Below are 11,691 nucleotides of genomic sequence, written 5' to 3'. Positions count from 1 at the left end.
GGCTTACGCTCTTTTTTTTGTACGGTTTCTTCTTTTTTCAAGCGAACAAAATCAAGTACGTTACCCTTTACCGGATCCGTCATAGCGCCTTCACCGCCAGTGATCAGTGCCTGCATGCCTAAAAACAACATAAAGGTCACTACACCGGCTATCACTAATGCAACTAAATATCGCAACATAACTAGCCCTTAAGACGCATCTTGTGCGGCAATTGATACATCAAATGCGCCCGCCGCGCGCGAGGCATCCATCACCTTTATTAACATTTCGGTAGTGGCTTTTTTATCTGCTTGAATCACAACGCTACCTTGTGGATTTTCTGCTTTTAAACGCTCGATATTGGCTTGTACTGCGCGTACATCAATTTGACGTTTATTAATCCAAATCTCGCCTGTATCAGAAATAGCCACTAAAATATTAGCACGCTCTTTTTTAACAGCTGTTGCGGCTTCTGGGCGGTTTACATCAATACCGGCTTCTTTAACAAAAGAGGCAGTTACAATAAAGAAAATAAGCATGATAAATACAACGTCTAACATTGGGGTCATGTTTATTTCTTCAGCTTCGTCTTCTTGAAATAGGTTTCCTAACGGGGCTCTCATTTTTATTCTCCTAGGATAAGTGGCTTTATATAAGCCGCTTATCAAAATTTTGCTTAATGGTCTAAAACCATGCTGTCTTGTAGTAGTTCTACTTCGCGCTTAGCTTTTCGTTGTAAGTACGTTGAGGCAAATACCCCAGATAACGCACCTACCATGCCTGCCATTGTCGGAATAGTTGCTTTAGATACCCCTGATGCCATTGAACGCGCACTACCTGTGCCAGTAATTGCCATTACATCAAACACTTCTATCATGCCCGTCACAGTGCCTAACAAACCAAGTAGCGGGCACAAAGCAACCATCACATTAATCAAAGAAAGATTGGTGTTTAAGCGCATACCAGCTCGCGATATCATAGCTTCGCGTATTTGCTCTGCATTCCAGCTATCTCGTTCTGCACGGTTAATCCAATTGGCTTTAAGAGCGTGTTTATAGCTTCTAAAACCATTAAAAAAGTAAATAAATCGCTCGAGTATCAATAACCACATCGCGAAGATTAACACCCCGATGACCAAGAGAACTTGGCCACCAGTGTCGAGAAAATCACGGATAGCATTGATTGAATCAATCAATAGCACCATGGTTTATGCTCCTTTCTCGCTTCGCTCAGCAATAATACCGGCGCTCTGCTCTTGAATAGTTAACAAGATATTTTTAGCGCGCGTATTAAGTAAGGTGTATAAAAATACCGTTGGTATGGCGACCACTAAGCCCAATACCGTTGTTACTAGCGCTTGAGAAATACCACCCGCCATAAGCTTAGGATCCCCAGTACCAAATAAGGTGATTGCTTGGAATGTATTGATCATGCCGGTTACCGTACCTAATAAACCTAGTAGCGGCGCAACAACAGAGATGATTTTGATAAGTGTTAAATTACGCGTCACTTTTGGCATTTCACGTAAAATAGCTTCACTTAGTTTAAGCTCCAGTGTGTCGTGTGAAACACTTGGAAATTGATCTTTTACTTTCATTACGCGTCCAAGCGGATTGTCATCACGTGCAACTGTATCTTTAAGCTGGCGACGAATTTTACCGCCCATAATCAATAGTGAGAAAAAACGCTCAAGTGATATAAGAAGTGCAATAACACCTACGCCTAAAATCACATAACCCACTGTGCCACCTTGATGAACACGTTCTTGTGTATCAGGTGCTTGTACTAATAAACCAAGAATAGAGCCGCCTGTTGGGTCAAGTGCAAATTGCACCACGCCACTTTTAGTGCTTTGTAGCTCTTCTGCTGTTGCAGTAAAGCGCGATACAGGTTGGCGAGTTAATTCACTCAAAGAATTAGTCGAGGAGTTAAACTCTAAATACTTACCGTTTGATACGAGGTTAAATGCGCCCACTCGCACAACTTCTTGCTGTGCTTTAGTACCGCCTTCAACAATAACACTTGCGTTAAAACGACTTACTTTACCTTGCTCGGTCATTTCGCGTTGTAATTCAAACCATACTTTTTCAATATCTTCTATTGACGCAAGTTTTGAAGTTGAGCCCATCTTTTGAGCAAGGTCATCCATAAACGTACTGCGTCCATCAATCTGAGCAGATACTATTGATGTCGCAAACTTATTACTAGAATCCCCTGCAACTTGTTGAAGAACGCCAAACAACTCTTTAAGCGAACCCATGCGTTTAGAAAGCGTGTCTGTTAAGTTAGCAAGTTTTACTTCGTTTTCTTCAAATTGCGTTTCTAGACGTTCAGATTCCACCAGCATTTGATTGCGCTTTGCTTGGGTATTTTTAAGTGTTTGTACTTGCTCGTTTTGGCGAGCAGCAAACTCTTGTTCACGTTGTTTATTTTGCTCGCTTTGAGCTGATTTACCATTTTCGAGCGTTTTAAGTAATGAATCTAAGTTCATTGGCTCTGCCGCTATACTTGCACCAGTAATGCTTAGGCTTGCAGCAAAAAGAGCTATTTTTGTCATTTGAGTAAACAATTTCATTTTCAACCTCTTATTCTGCTGCATGTACTGGCAGAGTTAACATATCTGGGGCAAGTTGTTTACGCGCAATGCGTAAACCTTTATTAATTTGGCTTATTGTAGAGTCTGGTAATGCTTCAAATGATTTTGTATCTGCATTCCAACTACCTGCTTTTTTGCCATCGCGTGTTAGGTAAATAAGCTCTAAACGGCCAATGCGTAAAAAATCAACTTCACGCTCTTTGTCATCCACATTTAAAAGTGCGGTATAAGCTTCAATAGTGCGCCCGTAGTCTACTTCTACTTGATACGCTTCAAGTACACGTCGAAATTTTTCACTTGAGTTAATATCAGCACGATTCATCATTTCTTTTAAAGACGTAACGCGCTTAGTGCGCTCATCAGCTAAAAATGGAATATCTAAAGATACAAACTGCTCAAGACCTTCAATCATTCTAAGCATTAGCGGCGTAATTTGACGTTCAATAATAGAAACCTGATCCATTGACAGGTTTAAAGATTCCATCTCTTCTATTTGATTATTTAATTGTTTAGTTAGCTGGGCGTTGTATACAGCTAAACCATCAATCTCTTTATTGAGGGTTTTAAATTGCTGTAAACGTCCTTGCATTGAATCTGCAATCTTGTCTATTTTTGTTTGTGATTGCGCAGCTGATTTATTAATTTCACTGCTTTTATCAATAACCTTATCTAAATCGTTTGCGTGTACTGCTGCACTTGCGGCCACAATACCAGCTAAGATTAATGGTTTAACGCCTTTCATCGCATACACCTTTACTCGTTAGTTAGCGGATTTGCTAGTTTGTTTTTTTAGGTCATAAACTTTGTTATATAAATAATTTATGACTTAATAATTCAATGAGCAGGAGTTTATAGATGAAACATGACAAGGATGTTGCGCAAAAAAGTCGCTTTTATGACAATGGTAATAATTGAGACTTACAAGGAGGTTTTAACGCGAATAAGGGTACTTGCTGGCCAAATACCCCCTATTAAGAAGATGCAAGAAGGTGGTTAATCCAAAATTGAATTAATTTGATTAAGGGAATAGTGCCAATCGGTATAATTAATTTCTATAGGGTAAGCTTTATTATCTTTAATAAGCACTAGTGAGGGAAAACCTTGAATTGGTAAAGTGCGAACAAAGGATAACTCCGCTTTAAATTCATCATTAAGCTCGCTTGACGCTAGCTGCGCCGAAAACTCATCTTTATTTAAGCCAATTTTTTCAGCCAAACTAATTAATGTACTTTCATCAGACGGGTTTTGCGCGTTTAGGTAATAAGCGTGTTGGATAGCAGCCACCATTTGAGCTTCTTTACCCGCTTTACGCGCTATAAGTGCAGCTCTGCATGCGGGATACGTTGAACGCCTTGGCTGGCAGTTGCGCCAAAAGTTATAATTAAATTGCGTACCTAACTGCGCTGAAATTTTATGCCAAGTGCCCTCAAGCATCTCTTTCATATTTTGTGGCATTGGGTCTTGGCTATCGGGAGCAAGACCACCTACTTTATATTCTATTGCCACTTTACCAGCAAGCTCTGATTTTAGCTTAAGCCAGGTTGGTGAGTAACCCCAACACCAACTACACATTGGGTCATGAACATATATTAATTTACTTTGAGACATATTAATCCTTCAACTAGTTCGAGACGACTCTATTGCGACCTGAAGCCTTTGCACTATAAAGAGCTTCATCAGCTTGCTTTAATGAATCATCATAATCAGTTACTTTATTTACTTGGGAAATACCAATGCTACAGGTGATTGAAATACGCTGCTTGTCATCAGTAAATATAACATGCCCTGCCACGGCTTCTCTAAATTTGTTCGCAATTACAGAGGCTGCAGAGGCTGTGAGCTGCGGTAAAATAACAACAAATTCCTCACCGCCATAACGGGCCTTTAACGCAGTTGCCAAAAATTGAGACTCAAGAAGTTTGGTAAATTCAATCAATACCGTATCACCAAAATCGTGGCCATGCGTATCGTTTAAAGATTTAAAATTATCTAAATCAATTAACAAAATTGAAAAAGGTAAGTACTGCTCTGGGCGTGTTTGAGCAAGCTTTAAAAAATGAGAGGTAATAAAACGCCTATTTGCTATGCCAGTAAGGGGGTCAGTATAAGCATCTTGTTTTTGCTCTAGCGTAATATCGGCAATAGCCATGTGGCTTTTATGCCTAAAATACTCACCAATAAATGAGAATAAAAACACCATAGAAAAGGACGCTATAAAACGTGTTTTTTCTACGTTGCCATAGCTAACTTGACCAAAGTCAGGGCCGTATAAAATAACAATACAAGAAAGCAGTAAGGTACAGCCTAACCAAGCACCTAATCTTACCCCTAAAGATGCAAACGTTACGACAGGATAAAACATTAGCCAATATAGCGCGGTATTATCTTTACCGCCGGTATAAACAAGTGCAACAAACATCATGCACACAATGCTCATACTTATTAATGCCACAACTTGCAGGTTACCCGTTTTTATAAAATAGATAGAACAGCTTATATTTGTAATGTTAACGATAATTAATGAAGCGGTCAGTAGTGGCGAATAAAGCTTATAATTAAAAAACACTAATACTGCGATCACCACAATTGAAATCCCAATCATGGTAAATAAAGAAAACGCTTTGCGTTGCATGTCTGAGCTATAAACACTGTCGATATTTATCAGACTGAGCCAATTTGGTTTATTCACATTTTTTTTAGTCATTAATTTTATACTTTAAACTTTTGAACCATATTTTCTAAAGCACTAAACTGTTGTTTTAGTTTGGTACATTCGTCAAGCGTGTCATTTAAGTTGGCCTTGCCTTGTATACAAAGCGAATTAATTGTTTGAATATCTGTATCTAATAACTTAACAACTTGGTTTTGTTCGTCTGTTGCAGTGGCCACAGAGTGATTTGCATCGTTAATTTGTTGAATCGCTTGTATAACATGGCTCATTAAATTGCCAACAGCATCGGCTTGTTGCACGCTTTTTTCACTGCCTTCAAGGCTTGTTTTCATAAGCTCTACAGCAAGGTTTGAGCCTTTTTGCAACTGACTAACCGTGTCTTCAATCTCTTGCGTTGACTGTTGAGTGCGGTGCGCTAATTGGCGAACTTCATCTGCTACAACGGCAAAACCGCGTCCCGCCTCTCCTGCTCTAGCCGCCTCAATTGCGGCATTAAGTGCCAATAAATTAGTCTGCTCGCTTACACCTTTAATAACTTCAAGCACTTGGCCAATACTGGCTGTATGCGTATTTAAACTGTTTATAGTTTGCTGAGCTTTTTCCATATTACCCGAGAGCTGGTGGATAGTTGCAACACTGTGGCTTAATGCTTCTTGGTTTTGTGTTGAGTGTTCATCTGCATTTTTAGCAAGCTGCGATGCACTCTCTGCATTACTTGAAATATCCATTGATGTGGCAGAAAACTGGTTGATAGCTGCTGCAACGCTATCGGTTCGTTTACTTTGATCATCATACATAGACAGCGAAGAATGTGTTTGTGATACCAAGCTCTCAATAGCTGTATCTAATTGCTTTGTAGACTCTTTTACTTGTTCTATTGAATGCTGAATTTTTTCGATGAAAATATTAAATGAATAGCTTAAATCGCCAAATTCATCGTCGTTTTCAACGGTTAAACGCCTTGTTAAATCGCCCTCACCTTGTGCTATATCTTTAATAGCATCGTTTAAACGATTCATTGGCTGCATTAAATAGTGTAATAAAAGCTGCATCATAATTATAATAGTGATAATTCCTATCACCATAAAAACAGCTGCGGTTTGGCCAAAATTAGAGACACTGGCATACGCTTTATCTTTGTCTATAACAACACCTAGGTACCAATCTACGTTTTCAATACCACTAATTTTTGTAAACGAAATAAGCTTAGACTCTCCGTTTATCTCGTACTGGGTAAACTTACTTTGTAAAGGCGTATTCGTGCCAAATATGTCTGAGGTATTTTTTAAGTTTAACTGAGCATTTGGATGGCTTAACACTTGGCCTTTATTATCGAGTAAAAAACCATAACCGAGTCCTAAAAAGTCAATATCGTTGATAATTTTTGTCACGGTCTGCATATCAATATCGGCACCTGCAACGCCGCTAAACTGACCATTTTGGAGTATGGGTACTACCGCTGAAATTGTAAGCTCGTTAGTGGTTACATCAATATAAGGAGTTGTAAAAGCGGTATTTGATTTGTTTTCGACTAATTTATACCAAGGACGAGAAGTCGCATCAAAATCGGCAGGTAATACAACCGTTTGATCGTTTAATATAAACGTGCCGCTGGATTTACCTATATACGTATTTTTAAAGCTTCCAGCAAGCTCTGCTGTATTTAGTTGTGAAAGGGTGAGTGCTTTAGAATCATTAGCTTTATGGGTTTTAGCAATTGATATAACAATCGCCAACTTTGCATTTAACCAACTCGCTATATTTTGTGAAACAGATTCGGAATTTTGTTGCAATACCAAGCTTAACTGCTGCTCGGTTTGCTTGCGCATCGCAATGTAGTTATTAAAAGTAAATAACCCTAGCACCAAAACCAAAATTAAGGAGGCTGCAATAGTCACTTTGGAAGTAAATTTCAACGAGTTAAGCATATACACCCTTTTTATTATTTATCGTTATTAGCCTTACTGTTTTAGCAAAAATTTAGCTAAATGTCCTAGTAAAAGAGACTTACAGTTAGATTATTGATGAAAAATAAGAATAAAGGATTGTAAAACAAAAGGCTTTCGTGGGTAACTGGCTAATATTAAATAATTAATGACTAGATTTATTTTTTATGGAACGTTCCCATTAAATATAGCTTTATAAGTGACTGAATACGTATTCAGTCACTCTTGTATAGTCTGTTATTTCCACTTATTTGCTAAGCGAACAACATTTAAACCGTACCATGCAATAAATACATAACATAACATTGGAACAAAAAAGCTTTGCTGTATATTTACTGTATCAGCTATAAACCCTTGCAGTAATGGTACAAGTGCACCACCAACAATTGCTAAACATAACCAACCAGAACCCTTACTAGTCAATGATCCTAGTCGCTCGATAGCAACCGAAAATATAGTCGGGAACATAATTGAGTTAAATAAACCAATTGCCAAAACTGAATATAAAGCGACGTCACCTTGAGTAAAAATTGTGATCAATAATAGCGCAATAATACTGAATGCATTAAATGCGATAGCCTTAGAAGGCGCTATTTTTTGTAATAAAACAGAGCCAATAAAACGCCCTACCATTGCCCCGCCCCAATAATAACTAATAAGTGCGGCCGCGGTATGCTCTTCAAGCCCTGCTATGTGTGCCTCACCAAAGTAATTTACTAAAAAGCTGCCGATGGCAACCTCCCCGCCTACATAACAAAATATAGCAAGTACACCCATAGTTAAGTGCGGTGCTTGAGTTAATGAACGAGATTCTACTGAAGCGTTATTTTCTTCTTTATGGGCTTCAATTTCTGGAAGCTTTATAAAGGCAAATATAATAGCGATAAGCAATAAGGCGCCAGCAAGCATTAAGTAAGGAACTTTTACAGACTCAGCAGTTGCTGCAGAAGCGGCTAGACTACCTGCTGTACCAAAAAATAATAAACCACCTACATAAGGCCCAACAGTAGTACCAAGCGCATTAAGTGCTTGTGCCAAATTTAAACGAGAAGAAGCTGTTTTTTCAGGCCCAAGAGCAGCAACATAAGGGTTAGCAGAAACCTGAAGTACCGTTACACCAGCGGCAAGTACAAATAAAGCGCCTAAAAATAGCCAATACTCATGTACTACAACAGCAGGGTAAAACAACATACACCCCATTGAAGCCACAATTAAACCGGTTAAAATCCCTTTTTTGTAACCAAACTGCTTAACTAAAATACCCGCAGGGATAGAAACAATAAAATAAGCACCAAAAAAGCAAAACTGTACTAGCATCGCTTCAAAAAAGCTTAAATCAAATACGCCTTTTAATCGTGGTATTAGTACATCGTTTAAAACAGTAATAAAACCCCATAAAAAAAATAGAGTCGTCATTGCAGTCAGTGGAAACAGATAATTTTTATTTGGCTGTTCGTTGACCGCGAATGATTGGTTTGTATTTATTTCACTCACGTCGTTTTCACTCCATTAACAAGTTGAAAACGATTTTACATGTTTAAATATAAATTAGTCAGCGCACTTATGGAACGTTCCAGTGGCGTTATTCACATTGCGTGTTGGTCGCTCTAACAATTCGGTCTATTTCGCCACTGTTATTAAACTGATAAAGCCCTTCATTTATATCCTCTAATACTAAAAGCCAATTATGTGCACGCTTACTAATGGCAAAATATAACGAGTTATATTGCAAAGGAATGCTTTCTTGCTCAATGGAAGAAAGCAAAGACTGTTTTTCAGGTTTAGTTAAAGAGGAGTAAGCCACAGATGATTTCAAAGCTTGAGGATCGCCTATAACCAAATCAACACGTTTAGCAGTCAGTAGCTTAACAAGCTGTAAGTCATCAACAGAGGCGATAACTTCAAACTCACCATTGTCCATCATGGCATCAAACTCTGGCGTATTTTGATACCCTCGAACAACACCAATCTTAAGCCCTTTGAGCGAGTTCAAGTTTCCTGTGAAATGGTCTGTATCGCCTTTCCTTTTTAAAAAAGCAATTTCGCCACCTTTAAACGAATTAGATAAGCCGAGTAATTCTCGACGTGTTTTACCATCAACATAATCGGAGGGGGCTGTATCTTCTATAAAGTATTCAGGCATTAGTATGTCAGCCCTGCCTAGTTCTACATTTCGTACCGCTCTTGCCCAAGGCAAAAATTCAATATATACGCTGTAGCCCTTACTATTTAACAAGGCAATTGAAAATTGATAAACCCAGCCTTTATTACATACATTATTACCAATATAGGGAGGCCAATCGAGTGTGGCTAGATGAAGTGTTTGTTTGGAGTTTTTAGCTTCATAGAGCACCCCTGATTTATGGGAATGCCCAGTTAAAGTGTGTTGAGTACCATTTTGAAAATACTCAACCGATGTTTCAGCAAAACTATTACTAGTTGTTAGCAATAATATAAAATAAAACCAGCGCATTTTAGTATCTATTTGTGATTAATAGTGTTTTTAAGTTTAGCTACTACTAACACTTTTGCACAAATAAACCTTAACTAATCAGCTTTTTTGCCACCTCATTTTATTGTTTGTATCACGAGAGCTAATAATAGTATCGTCACTACTCTCAACGCCGCCTAATTTAGCTAAGCGGTCATACAAAACTACATTACAGGTTGCCGCTAAATTCATACAGCCAATAGTTGGAATATATACCACTTCATCACACCACTTTAAGACGTCTTTTGATACAGAACCATCTTCGGGGCCAAATACATAAAATGCATTTTCAGGATGTTTAAACTCAGGTAAAGGTGTTGCACCTTCAATAAGCTCAATAACCACAACCGTTGCGCCTTGTGGCTTTATTGCTTCTAAATTATCTGTTTCGGTTAAAGGAATACGCTCCACTACATTTTTTGTATCTGTATGGAACTTTTTGGCGTTTAAGTAGCGATTGCCTGTAAAAAAAACTTGTTTAGCGTCATAACAGCCAGCTGCTCGCAATACACCGCCAACATTAGTCGGGCTTTTAGGATTGATTAAACCAATTACGGCTTGTTGTTTACTCATTAATCTACGTCCTTTGTTGGCCATTCTGCAATGTACAAATCAAAGTCGTCGAGCTTTACATCGCAATCTTTTACTGTTTTGTCTTTTACAGAAATACCTAGCTCATGCATCTTTGTTTTATCACCATTATTTAATAACGGATGCCAAGAAGCCAAACCACGACCTTCATGTAAACGACGGTAACTGCAGCTTTGTGGCATAAAAAAGATGTCTTTAAGGTTTTCTTTTGTGAGTTTTACACAAGAAGGAACAAGCGTTTGGCGGTTTTCATATTCGCTACAACCACAGGTGTTGTTATCAAGATACTGACATACAATATTAGTAAATATTAATTGCTCACCTTCGCGTAACTGATCGGTGGCGGTAAATTCGTCTTCATCTTCGCTATCAATAAAGGTATTTAAACAACATTTTCCGCATCCATCACAAATGGCTTCCCATTCGTTTTGACTCATGTCGCTTAAGCTTTTTTTAAGCCAAAATTGTGTATTTGCTAATTGTTGATCAAACATAGTTTACTCGTGCCCCCTAAAGAGCGCGCATTCTACCGTATTGCTGTAAATGGCGCAAAGCCAATACCCTTTCAAAGTACTGGCTTTGCGCTACAAATTAGCTTTGAGATTTAACCCAACGCTTAATTTTTTCCTCAAGGATTGGCATTGGTAATGCGCCATCAATTAATATTTGCGTGTGAAACGCTTTAATATCAAATTTATCACCGAGTTCTTTTTTAGAAAAATCACGTAATTCTTGAATTTTAAATTGCCCTAACTTGTAAGAAAGCGCTTGTCCTGGCCATGCAATATATCGCTCTACTTCAGCAATTACATCACTTTTAGCCATAGATGAATTTGCAAGCATGTAATCTATACCTTGTTGACGCGTCCACCCTTTTGCATGAAAACCAGTATCAAGCACTAAACGCATTGCGCGTAATTGCTCATCCGATAAACGTCCATACCACATATAAGGGTCGGTAAATAAGCCTAGCTCTTTGCCTAAGCTTTCTGCGTAAAGCGCCCAACCTTCTGCGAACACGGTATAGCCACCAAATTTACGAAAATCAGGTAAGCCCTCTATTTCTTGCTGAAGTGCTATTTGAAAGTGATGACCTGGGGCTGCTTCGTGAATCGATAAAGTTTCGAGTAAAAATTTAGGCTGCGCTTTTAAGTTATAAGCATTGATATAAAAAATACCAGGGCGAGAGCCATCAGGCGCCGGAGATGCATAGGATGCACCTGCTGCCGACTGCGCTCTGTAGGCTTCAACTGCTTTTACAACGTAAGGTGCTTTGGGGGCTATGTTAAAAAGTAGAGGCAAACGCGCATCTATTTTTTTCTTAACGTTTTCATATGCCGCAATTAACTCCTCAGGCGTGTCGTAGTAAAATTCATCTGAATCGCGTAAATGATCAAAAAATTCAGATAGCTCACCT

12 protein-coding genes and 1 pseudogene are annotated in these 11,691 nt (G+C 38.6%); all 13 read right to left on the bottom strand.

The genetic code is table 11. The features are described 5' to 3' along the window. A pseudogene (locus H5072_RS03565) lies at window positions 1-176 on the bottom strand (protein TonB); the annotation flags it as partial. A gap of 12 nt (window positions 177-188) precedes the next feature. Next, entirely contained in the window at window positions 189-602 is a 414-nt protein-coding gene (locus H5072_RS03560) for a biopolymer transporter ExbD (protein WP_004334764.1), read from the bottom strand. 53 nt (window positions 603-655) lie between these two features. Then, entirely contained in the window at window positions 656-1,183 is a 528-nt protein-coding gene (locus H5072_RS03555; protein ID WP_010552929.1) for a MotA/TolQ/ExbB proton channel family protein, read from the bottom strand. A 3-nt stretch (window positions 1,184-1,186) separates the two neighbouring features. After that, complete coding sequence (locus tag H5072_RS03550; protein ID WP_165723865.1) at window positions 1,187-2,554, bottom strand: MotA/TolQ/ExbB proton channel family protein; 1,368 nt, start codon at window positions 2,552-2,554, stop codon at window positions 1,187-1,189. A gap of 10 nt (window positions 2,555-2,564) precedes the next feature. Next, the gene (locus H5072_RS03545) at window positions 2,565-3,317 is read right to left on the bottom strand and encodes a DUF3450 domain-containing protein (protein WP_004334751.1); all 753 of its coding nucleotides are present in this window, start codon (window positions 3,315-3,317) and stop codon (window positions 2,565-2,567) included. A gap of 251 nt (window positions 3,318-3,568) precedes the next feature. Then, complete coding sequence (locus H5072_RS03540; RefSeq protein WP_024594646.1) at window positions 3,569-4,183, bottom strand: DsbA family protein; 615 nt, start codon at window positions 4,181-4,183, stop codon at window positions 3,569-3,571. A 13-nt stretch (window positions 4,184-4,196) separates the two neighbouring features. Further along, a complete protein-coding gene (locus H5072_RS03535) occupies window positions 4,197-5,279 on the bottom strand; it encodes a GGDEF domain-containing protein (RefSeq protein WP_182692726.1) in 1,083 nt (360 codons plus the stop codon). 5 nt (window positions 5,280-5,284) lie between these two features. Next, window positions 5,285-7,174 carry a methyl-accepting chemotaxis protein gene (locus tag H5072_RS03530; RefSeq protein WP_182692725.1) on the bottom strand — a complete coding sequence of 630 codons (1,890 nt, stop codon included), beginning with the start codon at window positions 7,172-7,174 and terminating at the stop codon, window positions 5,285-5,287. Between the two features lie 255 nt (window positions 7,175-7,429). Beyond that, the gene (locus tag H5072_RS03525) at window positions 7,430-8,686 is read right to left on the bottom strand and encodes a sugar MFS transporter (RefSeq protein ID WP_182692724.1); all 1,257 of its coding nucleotides are present in this window, start codon (window positions 8,684-8,686) and stop codon (window positions 7,430-7,432) included. 88 nt (window positions 8,687-8,774) lie between these two features. Continuing rightward, window positions 8,775-9,665: an ABC transporter substrate-binding protein gene (locus tag H5072_RS03520; RefSeq protein WP_182692723.1), complete on the bottom strand. Its 891-nt coding sequence runs from the start codon at window positions 9,663-9,665 to the stop codon at window positions 8,775-8,777. Window positions 9,666-9,743: 78 nt separating this feature from the next. Further along, a complete protein-coding gene (locus H5072_RS03515; protein ID WP_024595017.1) occupies window positions 9,744-10,256 on the bottom strand; it encodes an RNA methyltransferase in 513 nt (170 codons plus the stop codon). Further along, window positions 10,256-10,768: a YcgN family cysteine cluster protein gene (locus H5072_RS03510; RefSeq protein ID WP_004334734.1), complete on the bottom strand. Its 513-nt coding sequence runs from the start codon at window positions 10,766-10,768 to the stop codon at window positions 10,256-10,258. Before H5072_RS03510 ends, H5072_RS03515 begins: the two co-directional genes overlap by 1 nt. A 97-nt stretch (window positions 10,769-10,865) precedes the next feature. Next, the coding region (locus tag H5072_RS03505; protein WP_182692722.1) for a DUF885 family protein at window positions 10,866-11,691 on the bottom strand (826 nt) is incomplete at its 5' end.

It is taken from the genome of Pseudoalteromonas sp. SR45-5 (assembly GCF_014163565.1).
Lineage (GTDB): Bacteria > Pseudomonadota > Gammaproteobacteria > Enterobacterales > Alteromonadaceae > Pseudoalteromonas > Pseudoalteromonas distincta.
Note: the sequence above shows the minus strand (reverse complement) of the source record. Positions and strands in the feature narration are given on the sequence as shown.

Bases quoted from the DNA above. Each gene is read 5' to 3' on its own strand.
- H5072_RS03555 (WP_010552929.1), bottom strand. From the start codon at position 1,183: ATGGTGCTATTGATTGATTCAATCAATGCTATCCGTGATTTTCTCGAC.
- H5072_RS03520 (WP_182692723.1), bottom strand. From the start codon at position 9,665: ATGCGCTGGTTTTATTTTATATTATTGCTAACAACTAGTAATAGTTTT.
- H5072_RS03530 (WP_182692725.1), bottom strand. From the start codon at position 7,174: ATGCTTAACTCGTTGAAATTTACTTCCAAAGTGACTATTGCAGCCTCC.
- H5072_RS03540 (WP_024594646.1), bottom strand. From the start codon at position 4,183: ATGTCTCAAAGTAAATTAATATATGTTCATGACCCAATGTGTAGTTGG.
- H5072_RS03515 (WP_024595017.1), bottom strand. From the start codon at position 10,256: ATGAGTAAACAACAAGCCGTAATTGGTTTAATCAATCCTAAAAGCCCG.
- H5072_RS03535 (WP_182692726.1), bottom strand. From the start codon at position 5,279: ATGACTAAAAAAAATGTGAATAAACCAAATTGGCTCAGTCTGATAAAT.
- H5072_RS03560 (WP_004334764.1), bottom strand. From the start codon at position 602: ATGAGAGCCCCGTTAGGAAACCTATTTCAAGAAGACGAAGCTGAAGAA.
- H5072_RS03510 (WP_004334734.1), bottom strand. From the start codon at position 10,768: ATGTTTGATCAACAATTAGCAAATACACAATTTTGGCTTAAAAAAAGC.
- H5072_RS03545 (WP_004334751.1), bottom strand. From the start codon at position 3,317: ATGAAAGGCGTTAAACCATTAATCTTAGCTGGTATTGTGGCCGCAAGT.
- H5072_RS03550 (WP_165723865.1), bottom strand. From the start codon at position 2,554: ATGAAATTGTTTACTCAAATGACAAAAATAGCTCTTTTTGCTGCAAGC.